The organism is Collinsella aerofaciens (genome assembly GCF_015546965.1).
Lineage (GTDB): Bacteria > Actinomycetota > Coriobacteriia > Coriobacteriales > Coriobacteriaceae > Collinsella > Collinsella aerofaciens_X.
Map to the genome: position 1 here is coordinate 1 of NZ_JADMUF010000007.1, position 24813 is coordinate 24813.

14 protein-coding genes are annotated in these 24813 nt (G+C 61.5%); 9 read left to right on the forward strand and 5 right to left on the reverse strand.

From position 1 onward, the window contains the following. The first annotated feature begins 362 nt into the window (after window positions 1–362). The 7 genes from glgB to I1M21_RS05900 all read left to right on the forward strand — a co-directional run bounded on the left by glgB (window position 363) and on the right by I1M21_RS05900 (window position 13734). Window positions 363–2642: a 1,4-alpha-glucan branching protein GlgB gene (gene glgB / locus I1M21_RS05870; RefSeq protein WP_195192819.1), complete on the forward strand. Its 2280-nt coding sequence runs from the start codon at window positions 363–365 to the stop codon at window positions 2640–2642. Between the two features lie 94 nt (window positions 2643–2736). Next, the gene (locus I1M21_RS05875; protein WP_195192820.1) at window positions 2737–5163 is read left to right on the forward strand and encodes a glycogen/starch/alpha-glucan phosphorylase; all 2427 of its coding nucleotides are present in this window, start codon (window positions 2737–2739) and stop codon (window positions 5161–5163) included. A gap of 108 nt (window positions 5164–5271) precedes the next feature. Next, window positions 5272–6420 carry a glucose-1-phosphate adenylyltransferase gene (locus I1M21_RS05880; protein WP_195192821.1) on the forward strand — a complete coding sequence of 383 codons (1149 nt, stop codon included), beginning with the start codon at window positions 5272–5274 and terminating at the stop codon, window positions 6418–6420. 4 nt (window positions 6421–6424) lie between these two features. Beyond that, window positions 6425–7552, forward strand: a complete 1128-nt coding sequence (glgD, locus tag I1M21_RS05885; RefSeq protein WP_195192822.1) for a glucose-1-phosphate adenylyltransferase subunit GlgD — start codon at window positions 6425–6427, stop codon at window positions 7550–7552. A 90-nt stretch (window positions 7553–7642) separates the two neighbouring features. Further along, the gene (gene glgA, locus I1M21_RS05890) at window positions 7643–9895 is read left to right on the forward strand and encodes a glycogen synthase GlgA (protein WP_195192823.1); all 2253 of its coding nucleotides are present in this window, start codon (window positions 7643–7645) and stop codon (window positions 9893–9895) included. Window positions 9896–10112: 217 nt separating this feature from the next. Next, window positions 10113–13409: a 4-alpha-glucanotransferase gene (locus tag I1M21_RS05895; RefSeq protein ID WP_195192824.1), complete on the forward strand. Its 3297-nt coding sequence runs from the start codon at window positions 10113–10115 to the stop codon at window positions 13407–13409. An 88-nt stretch (window positions 13410–13497) separates the two neighbouring features. Next, window positions 13498–13734: an FmdB family zinc ribbon protein gene (locus I1M21_RS05900; RefSeq protein ID WP_195192825.1), complete on the forward strand. Its 237-nt coding sequence runs from the start codon at window positions 13498–13500 to the stop codon at window positions 13732–13734. 247 nt (window positions 13735–13981) lie between these two features. Here I1M21_RS05900 and I1M21_RS05905 read toward each other — a convergent pair whose 3' ends face one another. The 5 genes from I1M21_RS05905 to gltX form a co-directional block, all read right to left on the reverse strand. Beyond that, complete coding sequence (locus I1M21_RS05905) at window positions 13982–15382, reverse strand: RsmB/NOP family class I SAM-dependent RNA methyltransferase (RefSeq protein WP_195192826.1); 1401 nt, start codon at window positions 15380–15382, stop codon at window positions 13982–13984. Beyond that, window positions 15379–16299, reverse strand: coding sequence for a methionyl-tRNA formyltransferase (fmt, locus tag I1M21_RS05910; protein ID WP_195192827.1), 921 nt, complete (start codon window positions 16297–16299; stop codon window positions 15379–15381). Before fmt ends, I1M21_RS05905 begins: the two co-directional genes overlap by 4 nt. Window positions 16300–16623: 324 nt before the next feature. Continuing rightward, window positions 16624–17160: a peptide deformylase gene (gene def, locus I1M21_RS05915; protein ID WP_195192828.1), complete on the reverse strand. Its 537-nt coding sequence runs from the start codon at window positions 17158–17160 to the stop codon at window positions 16624–16626. Between the two features lie 18 nt (window positions 17161–17178). Continuing rightward, window positions 17179–19632 carry a replication restart helicase PriA gene (gene priA / locus I1M21_RS05920; protein ID WP_229025644.1) on the reverse strand — a complete coding sequence of 818 codons (2454 nt, stop codon included), beginning with the start codon at window positions 19630–19632 and terminating at the stop codon, window positions 17179–17181. Between the two features lie 89 nt (window positions 19633–19721). Then, entirely contained in the window at window positions 19722–21197 is a 1476-nt protein-coding gene (gene gltX, locus I1M21_RS05925) for a glutamate--tRNA ligase (RefSeq protein WP_195192829.1), read from the reverse strand. 294 nt (window positions 21198–21491) lie between these two features. Between gltX and metK the strand changes: the two genes are divergently transcribed. Beyond that, window positions 21492–22772, forward strand: a complete 1281-nt coding sequence (gene metK / locus I1M21_RS05930; RefSeq protein WP_195192830.1) for a methionine adenosyltransferase — start codon at window positions 21492–21494, stop codon at window positions 22770–22772. Window positions 22773–23082: 310 nt separating this feature from the next. After that, entirely contained in the window at window positions 23083–24690 is a 1608-nt protein-coding gene (sdaAA, locus tag I1M21_RS05935; RefSeq protein ID WP_195192831.1) for an L-serine ammonia-lyase, iron-sulfur-dependent, subunit alpha, read from the forward strand. The last annotated feature ends 123 nt before the right edge of the window (window positions 24691–24813 follow it).

Here is a 24813-nt window from a genome sequence, read left to right on the forward strand (position 1 = left end):
GCGGTGTCCCCTCCCTTTCAAGAAAGAGAAGAGGCGGGGCATGCCCCGCCTCTTACACCACATCTCTGCGCGCTACCTTTACCAAACGTCAGCCTAACAGTTTTGAAACCCCAATTGGTAAAACTGTCAAGAGTTTTACCACGGCAATTCTGCCAGTGGTATAAACATGTCGCTTACCGATTAAACGCCCCCGCAAATCCGCTTTCGTTCATAAAACTAACGTACAGGTGTTATCGTAGTTTTTGCCGAAAGTTCCACCGAGCACGCGAGGTGGAACGAATCATAGAACTATCGCCGTCCCTTCGATTCGTGCAGCCTTGGACCTTTCGCATCTAGTCACCAAGGCAACACGCTGCCGCGTCATGATGGGATCAAACGTGAGCGATACAAAGCTAAAGCCAGCAACCAAAAAGCCTGCTACCCGTAAAGCCGCCCCGCACGCACCGGAGCTCACCAAGGACGATGTCTATCTGTTTGGCATCGGTACGTGGGAGCGCAGCTGGGAAAAGATGGGCGCGCACCCCGATACGCAGAACCGTACGCGCGGCTGGCGTTTTTGCGTTTGGGCGCCCGACGTAAAGAGCGTTCACGTCATTGGCGAATTTAACGACTGGAATGAACAAGCCAACCCGCTGGTGCCCATGCATACGAGCGCTATTTGGGAAGGCTTTATTCCTGGCGCCGAGCAGGGCCAGCTCTATAAATACCTCATTGAGACCAACGAGGGCGAAAAGCTCTACAAGGCCGATCCGTACGCCTTTAAGGCCGAGTGCCCCCCGGGTACCGCCAGCGTGCTGTGGACCCTCGATGGCTACCAGTGGAACGACGCCGTATGGCTCAAGCGCCGTGCAAGCCACAACCACATGTCGCAGCCCCTTAACATCTACGAGGTGCATATTGGCTCGTGGAAGCGCCACGGCGACGCGCCGCAGGGCGAGCCCGACGAGTATGGCAACTACCCCGGCCCCATGGACCCCTTCCCCGCGCAGCGCGGCGAGTTTTACACCTACGACGACCTGTCGGTGGAGCTCGTGGACTACGTGCGCGACATGGGCTACACGCATATCGAGGTCATGCCGCTCATGGAGCATCCCTTCGACGGCTCCTGGGGCTACCAGACGACCGGCTATTACGCCGCCACGTCGCGTTACGGCAACCCTCAGCAGCTCATGCATTTTATCGACGCGTGCCACGAGGCAGGCATCGGCGTGATCATGGACTGGGTACCCGGCGGTTTTTGCGCCGACTCCCACGGCCTTGCCGCCTTTAACGGCCACATGCTGTTTGAGCACGAGATTCACCCCAACTGGGGCACGCACAAGTTCGACTTCGCCCGCGGCGAGGTCCGCTCCTTCCTGGTCTCCAACGTGCTGTACTGGCTCGAGAACTTCCACGTGGACGGCATTCGCATGGACGGCGTGTCCAGCATGCTGTACCTCAACTTTGGCATCGACGATCCGGGCCAAAAGAAGTTCAACAAGTACGGTACCGAGGAGGACCTGGACGCCAGCGCGTTTATCCGCCAGGTCAACTGCGCTGTAGAGGCGCACTTCCCCGACGTGATGATGATGGCCGAGGAGTCCACCGCGTGGCCGCTCGTGACCTATCCGCCGCAGGACGGCGGCCTGGGCTTCCACTACAAGTGGGACATGGGCTGGATGAACGACACCCTTCACTACATGCAGACCGATTTTCCGTGGCGCCCCGGCAACCACGGCCTGCTCACGTTCTCCATCATGTACGCCTTTACCGAGAACTTTATCTGCCCGCTGAGCCACGACGAGGTCGTGCACGGCAAGTGCTCGCTCATCGGCCGTATGCCGGGCGACTGGTGGCGTCAGTTTGCCGGCCTGCGCACGCTGGCCTTCTACCAGATGACGCACCCCGGTGCCAAGCTCAACTTTATGGGCAACGAGATCGGCCAGTTTATTGAGTGGCGCTACTACGAGTCAATCCAGTGGTTCCTAACCGAGGAGTACGAGACTCACAGGCATCATCAGGCGTTTATCAAGGCGCTCAACCACCTGTACACCGCCGAGCCCGCCCTGTACGAGCGCGGATACACCGACGACGGCTTTACCTGGATCGATGCGGACAACTCCAAGCAGTCCATCGTGAGCTTTGTGCGCCAGGGCGAGGACATCGACGACGACCTGGTGATCCTGATCAACTTTGACCCGGCGAGCTATGAGAGCTTCCGCGTGGGCGTGCCGCGCGAGGGAGACTGGGAGGTCATCTTTGACTCCGACCGTCCCGAGTTTGGCGGAAGTGGATATGCCGGCGAAGAGCCCTACACCTGCTCGAGCGAGCCCTACCCCTGGAACGGGCAGATGGACTCCATCGAGATCAAGGTGCCCGGCCTGGCTGGCGTGGTGCTTAAGCGCCGCGGTCCCAGCAGCTACAAGCCGCCGGTGGTTGAGGAGCCCAAGGCTGCGCCCAAGAAGCGCACGTCCTCGGTGAAGCCCAAGCCTGCGGCTGCCAAGAAGGCTCCGGCCAAGGCGAAGGCTACGACCACCAAGGCCAAGGCTAAGGCTGCCGCAAAGCCCACTGCTAAGGCTACCGCGACCAAGAAGCCGGCTGCCAAAAAGGCCACTACCAAGGCCAAGTCTGCTTCTGTTAAGTCGTCTGCCAAGGATGCGTAACAAAGCCGTTACAGCTGTAATTACCCGCCTCGCCGAGGCGTAGGATACAAGTCATAATCGTTCCGGGAGAAACATCCCCGGGGGAAAGGAACGTATGAATAAGATCTTCGACAACAAGCAGGAGTTTACCGAGCTATATCGCGATGCCGTCATGAGCATCAGCGGCAAGAGCATCGAGGCCGCCAGCGACCTCGACCGCGTTAACGCCCTGGCCAAGCTCGTGGCCGAGAAGGCGCGCACCGTTGCCACCAAGAGCGACGCCCGCGCCACCGCCGAGGGCAAAAAGCGCGTGTACTACTTCTCGATCGAGTTTTTGATCGGCCGCCTGCTCGACAACTACCTGCTCAACTTTGGCGTGCGCGACATGGTGGCCGAGGCGCTCGACGACATGGGCTTCGATCTGTCCGTCATCGAGAACCAGGAGCCCGATCCGGCCCTGGGCAACGGTGGCCTGGGTCGTCTGGCCGCATGCTTTTTGGATTCCATGGCAGCCGAGGGCATTGCCGGCTACGGCAACGGCATGCGCTACCGCTACGGCCTGTTTAAGCAGGAGATCGTCAACGGTAGCCAGGTGGAGACCACCGACGAGTGGCTCACGCACGGCTATCCGTGGGAGGTCCGCCGTCAGGACAAGGCCGTGACCATTAAGTTTGGTGGCCACGTTGAGGGCTTTGAGGAGAACGGCCGCACGTTCTACCGCACGGTGGACACGCAGGACATACTGGCCGTCCCCTATGACATCCCCGTGGTGGGCTATGCCGGCGAGACCGTCAACAAGCTGCGCGTCTGGGCCGCCGAGCCGGTCGAGGAGCACTTTGACCTGGAGGCCTTCAACCGCGGCGACTACGCCCTGGCCGACGCCGAGCGCGCCGAGGCCGAGGCCATCAGCGCCATCCTCTACCCCAACGACGCCGGCGAGCACGGCCGCCTGCTGCGCCTGAAGCAGGAGTACCTGTTTGTCTCGGCCGGCATCTACAGCCTGCTCGACACCTTTGAGAAGGAGCACGGCGAGAACTGGGAGCTGCTGCCGCAGTTTGTTGCCATCCATACCAACGACACGCACCCCGCCATGTGCGGCCCCGAGCTCATGCGCATCCTCATCGACGAGAAGAAGCTCGAGTGGGACGACGCCTGGAACATCGTGACGCAGGTTGTGAGCTACACCAACCACACCATCCTGCCCGAGGCTCTGGAGAAGTGGCCCATCGGCACGTTCTCCAAGCTCCTCCCCCGCGTGTACCAGATCATCGACGAGATCAGCCGTCGTTGGCACGAGTCGTTCGACACCACGCAGGAGGGTTGGCAGGAGCGTCTGCGCCAGACCGCCATTCTGTGGGACGGCGAGATTCGCATGGCCAACCTGTCCGTGATCTGCAGCCACAGCGTCAACGGCGTGGCCAAGATCCACTCCGACATCATCAAGAACATCGTGCTCAAGGACTTCTATGCCCTGACGCCCGAGAAGTTCAACAACAAGACCAACGGCATCTCGCACCGTCGCTTCTTTGCCGAGGCCAATCCCACCTACGCCAAGCTCGTCACCGAGGCCATTGGCGACGGCTGGCTCAAGGACGCCTTTGAGCTGGAGAAGCTCAAGGAGTTTAAGGACGACACCGAGTTCCTGAAGGCCGTGGGTGCCTCCAAGCGCGCCAACAAGGAGCGTCTGGCCGCCTACGTTAAGGCCGAGACCGGTCTGGTCATTGACCCCAACACCGTCTTCGATGTTCAGGTGAAGCGCTTCCACGCCTACAAGCGCCAGCTCATGAACATCATGAAGGTGATGGACATCTACAACCGTCGCATCGCCGATCCCAATTTCCACGTGACGCCGACGACCTTCATCTTTAGCGGCAAAGCTGCCTCGAGCTACACCTTTGCCAAGGAGACCATCCGCCTCATTAACTCCGTGGCCGACGTTATCAACAACGACCCGCGCGTGAACGAGGTCATGAAGGTCTGCTTTATCCCCAACTTCCGTGTGAGCAACGCTCAGCTCATCTACCCCGCCGCCGAGATCTCGGAGCAGATTTCCACGGCCGGCAAGGAGGCCTCGGGCACGTCCAACATGAAGCTCATGATGAACGGCGCCATTACGCTGGGAACCCTCGACGGCGCCAACATCGAGATCGCCGACCTGGCCGGCCGCGAGAACGAGGCCATCTTTGGCCTGACCGCCCCCGAGGTCGAGCAGCTCTGGGCATCCAACAGCTACTTTGCGTGGGATACCCTCAACGGCGACCGCGAGCGTCTGGGCCGCGTGATGGACGAGCTCAAGGACAACACCTTTGCGGGTCTTTCGGGCAACTTCGAGAGCATCTACAACGAGCTCATGAACAACAACGACCCCGATTTGGTCATGGCCGACTTCCGCAGCTACGTGGATGCGTGGGAGAAGCTCACCGACAGCTACGGCGACCAGGAGACCTGGAACCGCAAGGCGCTGCTCAACACCGCCTCGAGCGGCTGGTTCTCGAGCGACCGCACCATTCGCGAGTACCGCGACGAGATCTGGCACGCGTAAAGGCGCGCGAGCTCCCCTATGCCAGCACGGCATTACTCGACGGGCGTGACGTTGCGCCGCGCCCGTCGCTAATGGGTTTAGAAACATCGATGACAGAAGGAGAAATCGATGAGTAAGAAAGAATGCATCGCGATGCTCCTCGCAGGAGGACAGGGCAGCCGATTGGGGGCACTCACCCAAAAGATCGCCAAGCCGGCGGTTAGCTTTGGTGGCAAGTTCCGCATTATCGACTTTTCGCTGTCCAACTGCTCTAACTCGGGCATCGACACGGTGGGCGTTCTGACGCAGTATCGTCCCTACCTGCTGCACGCCTATGTGGGCTCCGGCGAGGCGTGGGATCTGGACAGCCGCGACGGCGGTGTGTCGATCCTGCCGCCGTACGAGACGCAGACCGGCGGCGCGTGGTATGCGGGCACGGCCGACGCCATTACGCAGAACCTGGACTACATTAAGGCCAACGACCCCAAGTACGTCCTGATCCTGTCCGGCGACCATCTGTATCGCATGGACTACCGCAAGATGCTCAAGACGCATATCGAAAACAACGCCGACCTCACGGTGAGCGTTATGCCCGTGCCTTGGGAGGAGGCCAGCCGCTTTGGCATCCTGACCACCGACCCCGAGGACGGCCGCATCACCAAGTTCACCGAGAAGCCCGAAAAGCCCGATTCGAACCTTGCTTCCATGGGCATCTACATCTTCTCGGCCGACGTGCTGATCAAGGCGCTCGAGGAGGACGCTCTGGACCAGCGCTCGAGCCACGACTTTGGCAAGGACATCATCCCCAAGCTGCTCGGCGAGGACAAGCGCCTGTACAGCTACGAGTTCCATGGCTTCTGGAAGGACGTCGGCACCATCGCCAGCTTCCACGAGACCTCGATGGACCTGCTGGGCAACAACCCCGAGTTCGATTTATTCGACAAGCACTTCCCCATCATGTCCAACATCACCACGCGTCCGCCGCACTACATTGGCCCGGACGGCCGCCTGGACGACTGCCTGGTCTCCAACGGCTGCAAGATCTACGGCACCGCGCGCCACTCGATTCTTTCGACCGATGTCATCATCGAGGAGCGCGCTGTGGTCGAGGACTCCGTGCTGCTGCCGGGTGCGCACGTTAAGAGCGGCGCGCACATCTGCCGCGCTATTTTGGGCGAGAACTCCACGGTCGAAGAGGGCGTGAAGCTCGGCTCTGTCGATACCACCAAGGATACGGCCGTCGTTGGAAATGACGTCGTTATCGGGAAGGGGGAATGATCCGATGATCAATCGCAAGGCCATCGGTTACATCACCGCTAACTACTCTTCGACCTACGGCAGCGTGCTGCTTAAGGACCGCCCCATCGCGTCCGTCCCGTTTTTGGGCCGCTACCGCCTGATCGACTTCCCGCTGTCCAACATGATGAATGCCGGCATTAAGACCGTCGGCGTCGTCATGCCGGGCAACTACCGCTCGCTGATCGACCACGTTGGTTCGGGCAAGGACTGGGGCCTGGACCGCAAGAAGGGCGGCCTGTTCATGGTGCCCGGCAACGCATATGGCACCACCAAGGGCGGCATGCGCTTCCTGCTGCGCGACATCATCTCCAACAAGACGCTGTTCCAGCGCTCGGACAAGCCCTACGTTGTGATGATGGGCACCAATATCATCTTTAACATGGACCTCAACACCATCATCGACGCGCACGAGAACTCCGGTGCCCAGATGACCGTGGTGTACTGCAAGGCCACGCGCAACGTCGATGACGAGACCAAGCTCGAGATTAACGAGAACGGCCGCCTGACGGGCGTGAGCGCCGGCGTCGTGTATGGCGACAACGCGTCCATGGACTGCTGCATCGTCAACCGCGACACGCTGCTCGAGATTATCGATCACTACCAGGCCGCCGACTATCTGGACCTGCTCGAGGCGCTCCAGAGCGACTTTGGCAACATCGACGTGTGCAGCTACGAGTACAAAGGCGAGGTCGTGGGCGTGTTTAGCGAGAACTCGCTGTACCGCCGCAGCATGGACCTGCTCGACCAGACCGTGGCAGACCAGCTCTTCGATCCGGAGCGCCCGATCCTGACCAAGGCCCACGACGTGCCCCCTTCACACTATGCGACCGGCAGCCACGCTTGCAACTCGATCATCTCGGCCGGCTGCATCATCAAGGGCACCGTGCGCAACTCGATCCTGTCGCGCGGCGTTGTGGTTGAGGAAGGCGCCTCGGTGACCAACTCGATCATCAACCAGAGCTGCGTCATCAAGAGCGGCGCCCGCGTCGAGAACGCCATTCTGGACAAGAACAACGTGGTACCCGTCAACACCGAGCTTCGCGGCACGCCCGAGAACATCCTGGTGCTGGGCAAGGCTCCGTTAACTTCCGATACCACCATCGCTCGTTAACATTGGCGTCGCATAATCGCACGTAAACTGAAGAATAGCCGCCCGGTTTGTACCTGGCGGCTATTCTCGAATTGCAACATGGGAGACAATATGGCAGAAACCAGCAAAAAGATGCAGATCGTGTTTGCCTCGGCCGAGTGCGCACCGTTTGTGAAGACCGGTGGCCTGGGTGACGTGGCGGGCTCGCTGCCTGCGGCGCTTGTGCGCGCCGGCGCCGAAGTCATCGTAATGGTGCCCAAGTACGCAACCATCAAGGACGAGTACAAGGCGCAGATGGAGCACTTTGCCGACTTTTACGTGAGCCTGGGCTGGCGCAACGAGTACTGCGGGCTGGAGAAGCTCGAGCACGACGGCGTCACCTATATGTTTATCGACAACGAGCGCTACTTTGCGCGCGACTATCCGTACGGCTTCTTTGACGACGGCGAGCGCTTTGCGTTCTTCTCCAAGGCCATCACCGAGAGCCTGCAGCACCTGCCGGCCGGCTTTGAGTGCGACATCCTGCACTGCAACGACTGGCAGACGGCGCTGGCGCCCGTGTTCCTGCGCGAGTTCTACCAGGGTCTGCCGCTGTACGACCGCGTGAAGACCGTGTTCTCGATCCACAACGTGGCGTTCCAGGGCCAGTTTAGCGATACCGTGATGGAGGACATCCTGGGTGTGGCACACGTTCCGGCGGCCGCCTCGCAGCTGCGTTGCGACGCCTGCAGCATCAACTACATGCTGGGCGCGCTTCGCTATGCCGACGCCATCACCACGGTGAGCCCCACCTATGCCAACGAGATTCAGACGCCCGAGTTTGGCGAGGGCCTGGACGGCGTGCTGCGCGAGCGTTCTTACGCGCTGCAGGGCATTTTGAATGGCATCGACGTCGCGGGCTTTGACCCGGAGACCGACAAGCGCATTGCCGCCAACTACACCGTGGAGGACCGCTCCGGCAAGGCCGTATGCAAGGCCAAGCTGCAGGAGGAGCTGGGGCTCGAGGTTCGCGACGACCGCCCGCTGATGGTTATGGTCACGCGCCTGACGCGCCAGAAGGGCATGGACCTGGTCATGTACGCGCTTGACCGCATTCTGGCCGGCGGCGTGCAGGTGGCGGTACTGGGCACCGGCGACCGCGACTACGAGGACGGTCTGCGCTACTTCCAGGACAAATACCCCGGCACCATGGCCGCGCGCATCGAGTTTGACCCGGCGCTGTCGCAGCGTATGTACGCCGCTGCCGACATGTTCCTGATGCCTTCGAAGTTTGAGCCCTGCGGCCTGTCGCAGATCATCGCCATGCGCTACGGCACCCTGCCCATCGTGCGCGAGACCGGTGGCCTGAAGGACACGGTGATCCCGTACAACGAGTTTACCGGCGAGGGCACGGGCTTCTCGTTTAGCAACTTTAACGGCGACGAGATGGGCGACGCCGTGTTCCGCGCGGCACGTCTGTTCTGGGACAAACGCGAGGCCTGGAACCAGCTGGTCACGCAGGCTATGAGCCAGGACTTTAGCTGGACACGCTCGGCCGATAAGTATCTGGACCTGTACTTCTTTATGCATCCGGAGATTGAGAGGCCGGCGGCTGTGGTTGAGGATGCTGCGGTGAAGGCTGAGGCTGAGCCCGAGGTGAAGGCTGAGGCTGAGCCCAAGGCAGAGGATGCTCGCGAACCCGAGGCCAAGCCGGCTGCGAAGCCTGCCGTCAAGAAGACCACGACGCGTAAGACGACGGCCAAGAAGGCTACTACTACGAAGGCTGCCACCAAGACCGCTTCGACGACCAAGGCTGCTGCTACCAAGACGACCGCTGCCAAAGCAACGACCACGCGCAAGCGCACGACCGCTGCCGCCAAGAAGGCCACCGAAGTTGAGGCTACTCCCGAGGTAAAGGCCGAGGCCACGGCTGAGGCTCCTGCCACCGAGGCCAAGCCGGCCGCCAAGGCTCCGGCTAAGACCGCAGCCAAGAAGACGACCGCCGCTAAGACCACCGCTGCCAAGAAGACCACGGCTTCGAAGACAACGACCACCAAGGCCGCTGCAACGAAGGCTGCCCCCAAGGCCGCTGCAAAGCCGACTGCCAAGGTTGAGGAGACAGGCGCCGAGCCCAAGCCCGCTGCCAAGACCACCACGCGCAAGCGCGCCACGACGACGGCCAAGAAGACCACGACCAAGGCCGCTGCCCTCAAGGCAGAAGCCAAGCCCGAGGTCAAGGCCGCCCCGAAGGCCGAGGCCAAGGTTGAGGCAAAGCCCGAGCCCGCCAAGGTGACTCCGGTCTCCCCCGCCGCTCCGGCCGAGGAAAAGGCCCCGTCCAAGAAGACGTCCGTCCGCAAGGCAACCGCCACCCGCAAGCGTCGCTAATCCGGACGATCCAAAACCCAAACATCACCATACAAGGGGGTGTCGTTAACCGCGACGCCCCCTTGTTCTATAGATTTGGTAAAACGATTTTCTAGGACAACCGTTCGCCGATAGTGAACGGCTGTGGTTTAGACAACTAAAGTACAACGATATACTTAAGAACTGTGCGTTAAGTCCATGACCCGTTGGCCATGAATGTATAGAACTGGACCGTACTATGAGATTGATACACAACAGCCGTCTGCCGCAGTTTCGCATTCCGTTTGGCGCTGTGACCACTGGAACTTCCGTTGCACTCTCGGTGATTTTGGAGGACGCCGATCCCAACCAGGCAACGCTCACCCTGCGCACCTGGGTCGATGGCGTCGGCGAGACCCTGATTCCGATGGAGCACGAGGGCGATGGCATTTTTACCGGCGAGCTCAAATGCACCGAGCCCTGTCTTATCTGGTACAGCTTTATCTGCAACATCGAGGGCCAGCCCGAGGTTCGCCTGGGCGCACCACAGGGCCGCACCGGCGGCGAAGGCGTAACCTACGACTACGCCGAGGTTCCATCCTTCCAGATTACCGTCTACAAGCACCGCGAAGTTCGACCCGAGTGGTACGAGCGCGGTATGGTCTACCAGATCTTCCCCGATCGCTATGCCCGCGACGAGCACTGGCGCGAGCGCACGCTGGCCGAGGTCGAGAAACCGCGTAAGGGCATTCAGCGCCGCATGGTCGAGGACTGGAACGAGCCGCCTGAGTACGAGCGCGCCGAGGACGGCTCCATCAAGACCTGGGACTTTTACGGCGGATCGCTCAAGGGTATACAGGAAGACCTGCCTCGCATCGCCGAGCTAGGCTTTACGGCCATCTACCTCAACCCCATCTTTGAAGCCGCGAGCAACCACCGCTACGACACGGCCGATTACACCAAGATCGACCCGATCCTGGGCACCGAGCAGGACTTTACCGAGCTGTGCCAGGCGGCCGAAAAGCTGGGCATTTCCATCATCCTGGACGGTGTGTTCAACCACACGGGCGACGATTCAATCTACTTCAACCGCTATGGCAACTACCCCGGCGTCGGTGCCTGGCAGAGCGAGGATTCGCCGTGGCGCGATGCGTTTTATTTCCACGAGGACGGCTCATACGACTGCTGGTGGGGCGTGGGCAATATGCCCGCCATCAATGAGAGCTCCGAGCTGGTGCGCGAGCGGATCCTGGGCAAGGACGGCGTGATCCGTAAATGGCTGCGCGCCGGCGCTCACGGCTGGCGCCTGGATGTGGCCGACGAGCTTTCGGACGATTTCCTGGCCGAGATCAAAAAGGCCGTGCTCGCCGAAAAGTCTGACGCGCTGTTGCTCGGCGAAGTCTGGGAAGACGCCTCCAATAAGATCAGCTACGGTCATCTGCGTCGCTATCTTCAAGGCTCCGAGCTCGATTCGGCCATGGATTACCCCTTCCGTGACATGGTCATCGGCTTTTTGATGGGCTACAAAAACGCCTACCAAGCTGCCGAGGATATCGAGACCCTACGTGAGAACTATCCGCGTGAGGCCCTGTCTTGCGCACTTAATCTGCTTTCGAGCCACGACCGTCCGCGCATCATCTCGGTGCTCGGCGGCGGCCCCGACGAGTCGAAGCTGCCCGAGTGCGAGCGCAGCAAGTGGCGCCTGGACGAGAACGCGATGGGCCTGGCCAAGAGCCGTTTTTGGCTCGCGACGCTCATGCAGATGACGTTCCCGGGCGTTCCCTCAATCTATTACGGTGACGAGTACGGCTTGGAGGGTCTCACCGATCCGGGCAATCGTCGCACCATGCCGACCAAGGAAAACCTGCACGACTTCGATACGTTTGCGATCGTCAAGAACGCATCTGCTGTGCGCCGCGCGCTGCCGTTTATGATCGACGGTGAAATCAAGGCCTTCGCGCTCAATGACGAGGTGCTGGCCTACAACCGTACCGGTAAAGACGGCGAGTCCGCGACAGTCATCATCAACCGCAGCCTGCGCAACTCGCACCGCGTGACGATTCCGGCGCTCGACGAATGTGCGAGTGACGTGATCAGCGGTCACGAGTGCGAGATCCACAACGGTACGGTCACGCTCGATCTGTATCCGCTGGGCTCGTCGATCATCTATCACCATGCCGAGCAGCGCCTGCAGGAGCCGCTCGATCACGGTGCGGGTGTTGTGTGCCATATCACATCGGTGCCGACCGACGACGGCAAGCCCGGTACGATCGGCGCGCCCACGCGTCGCTTTATCGACCATCTGGCCGCCATGGGCATGCGCTACTGGCAGGTTCTCCCCGTAAACCCCACGGACTTCTTCCGCTCCCCTTACGCCGGTCCTTCGGCCTTTGCAGGCAATATCGACCTGCTGCCCGAGAGCCACGAGGAGCTGGCCGCCGACTTTGAGACCTGGAAGGCCCGCGGCGGCGAGGATGCCGATCCGCTGTACACCGCGTTTAAACATCGCAATGCCGATTGGCTCGAGAAGTACTGCGTCTACATGGCCGTTAAGAAGTACTTTGAGGGCGAGTCGCGCCACGATTGGCCGGCAGATGTCGCGCGCTACAACGAGCATCTGATCGACGACAAGCGCTTCCACGACGAGGCCGAGCTTCAGGCGTACATGCAGTACCGCTTTGACCTGGCTTGGTGCGAGCTCATGAACTATGCGCACAAGAAGGGCGTCGAGGTTATCGGCGATATTCCTATGTACGTGTCTGACGATTCTGCAGATGCGTGGAGCGAGCCCGAGAACTTCTGGCTGTCCGATACCGGCAAGGCGATTGAGATTTCCGGCGCACCGCCCGACAACTTTGCACCCGAGGGCCAGGTGTGGGGCAACCCGACGTTCCGCTGGGACCACATGAAGCAGAACGGCTATAACTGGTGGATGGATCGCCTGCGCCGCGCGTTCTCGCTCTACGACCGTGTGCGCCTGGATCACTTCCTGGGATTCCACAGCTACTTTAGCATTCCCGCGGGCAAGGCCTGCGCCGACGGGCGTTGGCTGGCAGGCCCGGGCAAGGACCTTTTCCAGACCGCCTATGACGAGCTGGGTCCGCTCAACTTTATCGCTGAGGACTTGGGCTATCTGACGCCTGGCGTTCGTGCCATGGCTTCGACCTGCGGCTTCCCCGGCATGGACGTGCTGGAGTTTAGCGATTACGACGTCCGTTGCGGCGTGCAACCCACGCCCGGCAAGATCCTGTACACCTCGACGCATGATACGTCGACGCTGGCCGGCTGGTGCACGCGTTCCTTTGCGGGCGGCGACGAGCCGAGCGGTGTTGAGGTGGCGGCCAAGCTGATGAGCGACGCGCTGGCAAGCGACGCTCCCCTAGTGATGATGCCGCTACAGGATATCCTGGGGCTTGGCGACGACGCGCGCATGAACGTTCCGGGCGTGGCCACGGGCAACTGGACCTGGCAGGCTGACGAGGCGGACATTGCAGCCGCTGAGGACAAAACCGCACAGCTCCTGCGCAACAACCATAGATTCTGGGGCGAAGCGTGATAAAACCCCCGATATAGGGTACAGTTACAGACGTTTGAATTTTTGCGGGCAGAGTAATCTGCCCGCTTTGTGCTGAAAAGGAAGTATTATGGCGCGCTACGATTACAAGTGCTCGAGCTGCGGCAACGTGTTTGAGGTTGAGCATCCCATGTCCGAGACTCCCGAGGTCGTGTGCCCGAGCTGCGGTGCCCCGGCGGCCAAGACGTTCTCGGCCAGCGGCATTAAATTTGAGGGTAGCGGTTTCTACAACACCGACCAGCGAAGCGGCGGCTCCAGCACCAACGCCACGAGCGGCTGCTGCGCCAACTGCCCGCATAACCACTAGAAACAACACGGCCCCGCGATCAACACCGATCGCGGGGCCTTTTTTGCTGCCAGGGTAGCTAATTTGGGACGGGGCTATTTTAGCTACCCTATGTCAGGGTGAATGCTCCGGATGATTTTTCTGGGACGGGGATGAAAAAATCATTAGGTACACAATGATTTTTTCATCCCCGTCCCAGAAAAATCATCCAACAAGCGGGGGTAGCTAAAATAGCCCCGTCCCAAATTAGCTACCCTTGGGCTCCGGTTTATTTGCGGACAAGTCTGGCGCAGAAGTGGCCGTCGTAGGAGTCGGCGTTTATGGGGACGCTTTGGAAGAGGCCTCGGTCGTTTTGGCGGACGGATACGAGCTTCTTGGCCTGTTCGAACTCGGGCAGCTGCAGGATCTGGGCTTCGGAGAGCGGCGCCACGGAAAAGCCCTCGCCCTCGGGAGAGCTCAGGAACGCGTCTACCACCTGCGTGTTCTCCTCATCAAAGACCGAACAGGTGGCGTAGATAAGCTCACCGCCGGCAGCCACGCGGGCAGCGGCCTCTTTGAGCATCGTCAGCTGCAGCTTGGGCAGCTCAGTCGTCACATCGCCCTCGGTTAAGCGCCACGGGATCTCGGGATGACGGCGCATAGTTCCGGTGCCCGAGCACGGCGCATCGATAAACACGGTATCGAACTTGACCTGCTCGCCACGCATGGCGTCAAAAGAAGTCAGCACCTCGTTGAGCTCGCAGGCATCGCCCGAGACAGTTCGCACGCCCTTGATGCCCGCCTTGTGCAGGCGCGCGAGATTGAGGTCGCACTTGCGGTCGTGCAGATCGAGCGCAGTATGCTGACGCTCATAACCGGCACGTTTGGCCTGGCACATCATCACATAGGTCTTGGTGCCACGACCGGCGCCGATCTCAAGGCAGCTTCCGGGGCGCGTGGCGGCCGTGGCGATGAGCTGCGCATTGAGGTCAGATGCCACCGCGGCAGCACGCTCAAACACACCCGAAGCAACCGTGACCTGCGCATCGACCGGCGCATGGCAGCCCGGAAAGACAGGCGCGACGAGCTGCGAGATATACGGATCTGGCTTGGTCACAAAAGCGTTTTCGTGCAGAGCAAGCGGCGCAGGCGCCAGATTGCCGGCAAAGTTGAGCGCACCCTCGGGCGTGTCGAAGGACGCCATAATGCGAGCGCACAGCCAACGCGGAAGGCCCATCAGGCGCGACAGGCGAACCAAACGGCGCTCGGACTCATCGGCATCGGCCGCCGTAGCAAAATCCTCAACGTTATCCGCAACCTTATGCAGTACGGCGTTCGCCAGTCCGGCAGCGGACTTAGCACCGCTGCGCACGAGCTCAACACCCTGGCTAACCGCCACGCGGCCCGGCGTATGCAGGTAGAGCATCTCGAAGGCCGAGATGCGAAGCGCCATGCGTACACGCGGCGCGACCTTTTTAGGCTTATCCAGAAACTGGTCGAGCAGCTCGTCCAAAATGCCCTGCGTGGCGGCAACACCGAGCGCCAAACGCGCGGCAAACGCGGAATCACGCTGGTCAATGGCCTTGGCGGAAGCACGGGAGGACAGCACATCGCGCGCGTACATGCCGCGGCGATCGGCCTCCATCAACACATCGAGTGCAAGCTTACGCGCGGGAGACAACTTGCTCATGACAAAACACCCCAGGTAAGATCGGCGCCCTGCAGGCCAGCAGCCCAAGCAGAGGCAGCCATGGCACGCTTGCCATCGGGCTTAACCTCAAGCAGCTCAACCGAACCATCGGAAAGGCCAAGGTAAACGCGCTTGGCCTTAACGAGCACCTGACCCTCATCAAGCGACACGTCGGCAGGCACAGCATCAAGCACACGCACGGTCTTGCCGGCAATCACGCAACGAGCAGGCGCGGTATCGGACGAAGCCAGCACATGGCGCACGCAATCAAGCGCCGCCATCTGAGGATCCAGACGCATCTCCTGTTTGGATATCTTCGCAGCATGGGTTACAAGCGACTCATCCTGCTCAGTCCAAACGGCAGTATCGTCGGCAAGCGAAGGAAGCGTATCGGCCAGCAACTTGCCACCAAGCTCGCCAAGCTCCAAAGTCAGCGCCTCGGCATGCTTACCGGCAACCGAGGTGGAAGCCTGGGTGCAATAAGCACCGGTATCCACACCATGCCCAATACGCATAATGGAGACGCCAGCAACCTCATCACCAGCAAGAATGGCACGCTGAATAGGAGCAGCGCCACGCCAACGAGGCAGCAAGGACGCATGAACATTCACAATACCAAGCGGCGCCATATGTAGCACCTCATCAGGCAAAATGCAGCCGTACGCAGCCACGCAGAAAATATCAGCCTGCGCAGCCTGGAGCGCCTCAACAACCTCCGGCGTCATGCGATTAGCCTCAACAACCGGCAACCCCAGCTCAAGCGCCTTGGCCTTAACAGGAGAAGGCTCAAGCTTCTTACCACGCCCACGAACAGCATCAGGACGAGTAATTACAAGCGAAATCTCATTCCCAGCCTCAACAAGTGAAGTCAACGAAGGCACAGCAAAATCAGGCGTGCCCATAAACACAATACGCATAAAATAGACCCCTCAAACCCAGAGCCAAGAAGGCTACAAATAACAGCGCCAGGCCAAGTCCCAACCAAGACGCCAGATCAATTCAACACGTTCAAATATACCCAAAAACAAAGAAAGGACTGCAGCAAAAGCAGCCCTCCCAACAAAGCAATTATCAGCGAAGACGCCCCTCCCTGGCCCAACGGCACCCGGGAGAGACGAGCACGTAAACGCAGTCCCCGGTGCTGAGCGCCTACATATCGTCCCGCGCGCAGTTTCGCAGCAAAGCGAGAATGTTTGAGCACGGGATGATATGTGGGCGCTCAGCACCGGGGACGGTGGGACCTACTCCGTCTCGCCCGGTCGAGCGCCGCGGGCCAGGGCGTCCTGGTACTCCTTGACAGCCTTGATCCTCTGCATCGGCTTCAGTCGCTCGAACATGGTGTTGCCGTGCAGGTGATCGATCTCGTGCTGCAGGCAAACACAGAACAGGTCGCCCGTGGCCTCATAGCGAATCAGGTTGGCGTCCAAGTCGTACGCCTCGACGACAACGTGATCGGGACGCTCGATCTCACAGCTAATGCCGGGGATGGACAGGCAGCCCTCGCTAAAGGGCACCAGATGGTCACTCTGCTCAACGATGACAGGGTTGATGAGCACGTACGGGTCATAGTCGTTCTTGTCACTGTAGTCGCAGTCGATGGTGACAAGCTGAATGAGCTCGCCGATCTGCGGAGCAGCCAGGCCGCAGCCGCCGTTCTCGAACATCATCTTCTTCATCTTCTCGGCAAGTACCTCGATCGCCGGGGTGATCTCCTCGATGACGGCGCACTCCTGACGCAGACGAGGGTCGGGCGAAAGTACGATTCCGTTGGCTTCCATGGCCATCCTTTCGGGTTGTTACATCAAGTCATAGGCGTCGACGTCAACGCTCACGCTCACGCCGCGCACGGAACCCACCTCTTTGAGGCAGGCGTCAATATCATCAGAGACATGGTACCCCACGGGCGACTTCACAAGCAGGTGGAAGCGATAACGGTCCTTGGCTCTCTCGATTACACATGAAGCCGGGCCCAGCACCTGCGGCACCGCGCTCCCCGCCCTCAAAAAGTCGGGAGCGGCGGCATGCCAGCGGCGCTTGAGGAGCTTTGCGATGCGCCCGATGTAGTCCTGCGCGTCGTCTCGGTTCGCCGACCACACCAAGATGTTGACCAAGCGAACAAACGGCGGGTACAGCGCGTCGCGGCGCTGGTCCAGGTCGTAGTCGATAAAGATCGAACGGTCGTGCTCAGCGACGGCGCGAATTACCGGGTCATCGGGAAGGTAGGTCTGGATGATGACCTCGCCGGGGCGATCACCACGACCGGCACGGCCGGCGACTTGCTCCAGCAGATCGTAGGCGCGCTCCCCTGCGCGGAAGTCCGGCAGCTTGAGGGCAAAGTCGGCATTGACCACGCCCACGAGCGTGACCTCGGGAAAGTCGAGGCCCTTGGCGATCATCTGGGTGCCCAGCAGCACCGCACAATCGGCGGCATCGAACTGCTCGAGCAGCTTTTTGTGCGCATCCTTGCCGCGCGTGGAATCGGCATCCATGCGAATAATGGCGACGTCCTCGGGAAGCATCTGGTGCAGTGCGTCCTCGATCTGCTGAGTGCCCATACCCATTTTTGCCAGGTAGCGACTGCCACATTTGGGGCAACGGCTCGTGGGCGCGGGATACGGCTGCACGCGCCACGACGAACCGCAGGTGTGACACTGCAGCGTGTGCGTGCGCTCGTGGTACGTGAGCGCGGTGGAGCAGTGGTTGCACGTGGGGACACATCCGCACTCGCGGCACATCAGGAAGGGCGCAAAGCCACGCCGGTTGTGCAGCAACACGGCCTTTTCGCGGCGCTCGACCACGCGTTCCAAGCCTTCCATCAGCGGTTTTGAAAACATGGAGCGGCTGCCGTGCGAGAACTCGCGGCGAAGGTCGGCAACGCGGACTGTGGGCAACACGGCGTGTCCCGGGCGCTCGGGCATCTCGACACGCGTCCAGGTGGCACCGTTGTAGGCGCCACGGCGGCAGCGATCGAGGGCCTCAGCAGAAGGCGTAGCGGAGCCCAACACGAGCGGGCAGCGGTAGCGGCGCGCCATCTCGGCCGCTACCTCGCGCGCGTGGTAGCGCGGACTGGAGCCCTGCTTGTAACTGGTCTCGTGCTCCTCGTCGATGATGATGAGGCCCAAGCCGCTGAGCGGGCAAAAGAGCGCCGAGCGGGCGCCGACGACCACGCGAGCCGCACCGCTGGCGACCATATCCCACTGGTCCAGGCGCTCGCCAGCAGAAAGACGCGAATGGAACACGGCGACCGTCTCGCCAAAGCGCGAGCGGAAACGGCCGACGGTCTGGGCCGTCAGCGAGATCTCGGGCACGAGCACGCAGGCCGAACGGCAGGCCGCCAGCACGCGCTCGATGGCGGAGAGGTACACCTCGGTTTTGCCGGAGCCGGTGACGCCGTCGACCAGCACCACGTCGCCATGAGCGTCCAGACGGGCGCGCTCAATCTGCGCGAGCGCCTGCTGCTGGCCGTTGGTGAGTGCGACCGGCGCTTTGCCGCTTGCCGAGGACAGCGTGGTCTGCTCGCTGCAGCCACGCCACGCACGGCGCTCCTCCACCACCACGACGCCGCGCTTTTCGAGCGCCTTGATAGTCGCCGACATGCTGTTATAGAGAAGGTTGAGGTCGCGCGTCGTGACCGGTCCGCACTGGAGCGCCTCGATGAGCTGACGCTGGCGAACGGCGGTCTTGGGCGGCGTATAGTCAAATCCCTCGGGCGTGAGCATGACCCAGCGGTTTTGGATAGGCTTGACGGCGGGACGTTCAACCGACCATGCGCCGTCATCGCCCTTGACCACGCGCGGGCTACCGCCCGGAGGCAAAAACAGGCGCAGGCACTCGGAAAGCGTCGCGACATACTCGCGGCTCATCCAGCGCGCGATGCGGGCAGCCTCGGCGGTAAAGAGCGGTTTGCTGAGGATGGCTTCGACGGGCTTGATGCGCGAAGGGTCGAGGGCGTTGTTGCCTTGCAGGTCACCAAGCTCGGCCGCAATATCGACGATGTAGCCTGCGGCGGCACGATTGCCAAAGTGGACCAGGACCGTCGATCCGACCTGGGCCTCGTTGGCAAGGGACTCAGGGATGCCGTAAGCAAACGGTTCGGACAGCGCACGGGTGGGGATGTCGAGAACCACGCTCGTGTAGGCGGCGATGGGCTCAGGCGCAGGCTCGGGCTTGGCCGAGGCAGCAGCGGATGCCGGTGCCGCCGGAGTCTCCTCCGGTTCCGGCGAACCAAACAGCGAAAGTTGCTCGGCCATGGCCCCAGCACCTCCTATCCCATGCGTCTACAGAAACAAGAGCCCCGCTCTGAGTGAACGGGGCTCGGATACATACGTTTGCGCAGCGATTACAGCGCCATCGTGCGGGCGCGGTCAATGCGCGCCAGGCAGTCGTCACGACCGACGAGCGCCATGGTCTCGCCCAGCGGAGGGCTCACCATGTTGCCGCAGACGGCGACGCGCACGGCCTGGAACACCACGCGCTTCTTGAGGTCCATCTGCTCGGGCAGTGGCTCAAGAGCGGCGTCGATGTTGGCAGCCGTCCACTCGTTCACACCCTCGAGCGCGGCCTTGGCGGCATCCAGAATGGCACCCATGCCCTCCTTGACCAGGCCCTTGTTGACGGACTTCTCGTCATACTCGAGCGTCTCGGCCGTAGCGAAGATGGGAGCGGCGACGGTCACGGCGTCGGCCGGCATCTTGGTGCGCGGCTTGACGATGGCGGCAAGCGCGTCGATCCAATCCTCGCCGTACTCGACATTGCCCTCGATGAGACCCGCCTCGTGCAGTTCGGGGACCATGATCTCGTCGGCAAACTGAGCATCGGACATGCCGTTGATGTACTCAGCGTTGACCCAATCGAGCTTCTTGGGGTCGAAGGTCGCCGGGTTCTTGGAGATGCGGTCGAGCGAGAACTTGCTGGCCAGGACATCGCGCGGGATGATCGTGGTCTCGCCGTCGAGCGACCAGCCGAGCAGCGCCAGGTAGTTGACGAAGGCGTCGGACAGGTAGCCGGCGTCGCGGTACTCCTCCACCGAGGTGGCGCCGTGGCGCTTGGAGAGCTTCTTGCCGTCGGCACCCAAGATCATGGAGATGTGGGCGAACGTAGGCACGGGCGCGCCGAGGGCCTCGTAGACCATGACCTGACGCGGGGTGTTGGACAGGTGGTCGTCGCCGCGGATGACATGGGTAATCTTCATCATGGCGTCGTCGACGACGGTCGCGAAGTTGTACGTGGGCGTGCCATCGGAGCGGAAGATGACAAAGTCGTCGAGCTCCTTGGCGTCGAAGGTCACCTCGCCGTGGACGGCGTCGTGGATGACGACGTCGCCGCGGTCCTCGGGCACCTTAATACGCAGGACGTAGGACTCGCCGGCCTCGATGCGGCGGCGGGCCTCCTCGGGATCAAGATCGCGGCAACGGCGCTGATAGCCCTGGAAGGGGTCCTTGCGCTCCTGCGCGGCCTTGCGGTCGGCGTCGAGCTGCTCCTTGGTGCAGAAGCAGGGATAGCCCTTGCCCTCGTCCCAAAGCTTCTGGGCGGCCTGCTTGTACAGGTCCAAGCGCTCGGTCTGGGCGTAGGGGCCAAAGTCGCCGCCCACCTCGGGACCCTCGTCCCAGTCCAGGCCCAGCCAACGCATGGCGCGCAGGATGATCTGCGTGTTCTCGTCGGTGGAGCGGGTGGGGTCGGTGTCGTCGATGCGCAGGATGAACGTGCCGCCGTTTGCACGGGCGAAAGCCCAGTTATAGATAGCGGTGCGGGCGCCGCCGATGTGCAGCTTGCCCGTCGGTGAGGGTGCAAAGCGGACGCGAACGTCTGATGCCATGGAAATCTCCTCGATTGCAGGATGGATGTCTAACCGCATTAGTATAAAGCATCAAAGCAACCTCCGCACAAAGGGCACCGACCTACTCATTGGGGACAGACTTAAATGACCATTCTTTGGGCAACCTGTCGGCACTTAGGTAAGGCTGATCATTTAAGTCTGTCCCCAATGAGTACCCAATGAGTAGGTGCGGAAAGGGTGTGAATGTTTGATTTACGCGCTATGATGTGCCCTTGCATAGAGAGCCCGGCGGAATGGTAACGGTCGCCGGGACACGTTTTTGAAAGGACAATCATGTCAGAAGAACTTCGTTCCATCCCGCCCCAACACGGGTCCTTTGTTTTTACGTCGGAGTCGGTGACCGAAGGTCATCCCGATAAGATCGCTGACCAGATCAGCGACGCCGTCCTCGACGCAATCCTCGCCAAAGAAATAGAGCTCCAGGAGCAGGGCTACATCGCCCCCAACGGCGTGCCCGCCAACGTGGAGAACGTCCGCTGCGCCTGCGAGACCCTCGTGACCACCGGCACCGTCATCGTCGCCGGCGAGATTCGCACCCAGGCCTACGTCGACGTACAGGAAATCGCCCGCGGTGTTATCCGCCGCATTGGCTACAACCGTGCCAAGTTCGGTTTTGACTGCGACACCTGCGGCGTTATGAGCCTCATCCACGAGCAGTCGCCCGATATCGCCCAGGGCGTTGACGAGTCCTTCGAGACCCAGACCGGCGCCACCACCGACCCGATCGACCTTATCGGTGCCGGCGACCAGGGCATGATGTTCGGTTATGCCTCCAACGAGACCAAGACCCTCATGCCCATGCCACACTACCTTGCCAGCCGCTTGGCCGAGCGCCTGGCAGCCGTGCGCCACGACGGCACCCTCGCCTATCTGCGTCCCGATGGCAAAACCCAGGTCACCGTGCGCTACGAGGATGGCAAGCCCGTCGAGGTCACGACCATCGTCATCTCCACGCAGCACGCCGCCGAGATCGAGGATATGGGCAAGATCAAGGCCGACCTCATTGAGCACGTCATCACCCCGGTCATGGCCGCCGAGAACATGCCGTGGGACAACGCGGACATCTACGTGAACCCCACTGGTCGCTTTGTCGTGGGCGGCCCCATGGGCGACACGGGCCTGACCGGCCGCAAGATCATCGTCGACACCTACGGCGGCTACGGCCGTCACGGCGGTGGCGCCTTTAGCGGCAAGGACTGCACCAAGGTCGACCGCTCCGCCGCGTATGCCGCGCGCTGGGTCGCCAAGAACGTGGTCGCCGCCGGTCTGGCCGACCGCTGCGAAGTTGAGCTTGCCTACGCCATCGGCGTTTCCAAGCCCCTCTCAATCATGGTCGACACCTTCGGTACCGCGCATGTTGCCGAGGACAAGATCGTCGAGGCCGTAGAGAAGACCTTCGACCTGCGCCCGGGTGCCATCATCCGTGACCTAGACCTGCGTCGCCCCATCTACGAGAAGACCGCAGCCTACGGTCACTTTGGCCGCGAAGACGCCGACTTCACCTGGGAGAAGACCGACCGCGTCGAAGAACTCAAAGCAGCTTGTGGGCTGTAATTAGGAACCAGCAAGGTCACAACACGTACACGCTTTCAAAAGAAGTACCGCTCCCAAGCGGTACTTCTTTTTTTTAATCCGGTAGTGAAGATGTTTCGATATGAGACTACGCTACGTCGCCAGCTAATGAATTTTGCAGCACACGCACTTCTACCATGTATCCTTAGTCTCGAGGGGCGGGGCATAAGGTCGATCGCGAGTTCCGCACGAGCCGGAGAGCACTTAATGTGCTCTCCGTGCGAGCAGGACTGTCCGAGCAGGCGACCTTATGCCCCGCCCCTCGGGACGACGGGATAGAAAAGGAGCAGCCATGGCAGGCAAGCCGCAAACACTAGCTACGACCTCGGCATTCGAGATCTTGGGCCCCGTCATGGTCGGCCCCAGCTCATCGCACACCGCCGGCGCCCTTCGCTGCGCCCAGGTTGCCGCCAGCCTGCTGGAAGGCCGCATCACCAAGGTCACCTTTGGCCTGTGGAACTCCTTCGCCCATACCTACCGCGGCCACGGCACCGACCGCGCGCTCGTCGCGGGCATCCTGGGCCTCGACACCGACGATGAGAACATCAAGCAGGCCTTCAACCTCGCACGCGAGCAGGGCCTCGAATATCACTTTGACATTAAGGGCGACGACGCCTCAATCCACCCCAACACCGTGGACATCGACATGCACGACAATATGGGTGCCACGGCACAGGTCCGCGGCGAGAGCTTGGGCGGCGGCAAGATGCGCATCAGCCGCATTAACGGCGTCGGCGTCGACATCTCGGGCATGTACTCCACACTCTTCGTGGCGCACTACGACGTCCCCGGCGTGCTCGCCGCGCTCACGAACCTGCTCGCCTACGCCCACGTGAACATCGCCTTCTGCCGCACCTACCGCACCGAAGTGGGCGGTCAGGCCTACTCTGTCTTTGAGACCGACGGCGCGCCCGACGACACCGTCGTCCCCATGCTGCGCAAGCTCGACAATGTCGATTACGCGACCTTTATCGAGCTCCCCGGTTCTGCCTCGTCGCTCTCCCCCGGCGTCTCAGCCAAGGAGATCTTCGACGACGGCGAGCAGCTGCTCGATGCGTGCGAGGAACTGGGGCTCAGCATCGGCGCCGTCATGGCCGTGCGCGAGGCGCGCCTGACCGGTGAGGCCCACGCCGTCGCTGCCATGCGCCGCGTGCTCGACGTCATGCGCGAGGAGACCACGGCCCCCATCGCCAATCCGCAGCGATCGCTCGGTGGACTTATCGGCGGCGAGGCCAAACTCGTCGATGCCACCGGACGCAACGATTTGAGCACAAGCCTGATGGGCGCCGTCCAGACCGACGCCGTGGCCCGCGCCATGGGCGTGCTCGAGCGCTCCGCCACCATGGGCGTGATTGTCGCCGCCCCCACGGCAGGCTCCGCGGGTGTCGTGCCCGGCTGCGTGCTGGCGCTCGCCGACCACCTCCAGCTCGACGACGAGCAGATCATGGACGCGCTCTACTGCGCAGCCGCCATCGGCCTCAACCTCACCACGAGCGCCTGCGTTGCCGGCGCCGAGGGCGGATGCCAGGCCGAGGTGGGAAGCGCCGCCGCCATGGCAGCCGCCGCGCTGGTGCAGATGCTCGGCGGCACGCCCGAGCAGGCGCTCGACGCCAGTTCCATCGCGCTGAGTAACCTGCTGGGCCTAGTCTGCGATCCCGTAGGCGGCCTCGTTGAGGTGCCCTGCCAAAACCGTAACGCCATCGGCGTGGCCGCGGCCTTTAGCTCGGCGCAGCTCGCCCTCGCCGGCATTAAGAGCCTGGTACCGTTTGACCAGATGGCACATGTCATGCTCTCGGTGGGTCACGCGCTGCCCGCAACCCTGCGCGAAACCGCAAAGGGCGGCATTGCGCAGGCTCCAGCAGCACTTTCGGCCTGTGCAAAATGCGGCGTGTGCGGATAACGGCAAAGAATGACTCAAAGGTGGGACAAATGTCCCACCTCTTTTGAATGCCACCGTTTCCGTACCACAAACAGCAAGGCAATCGCTATAATGCAAGCCCAGTAAAAACACGATGAGCCATAA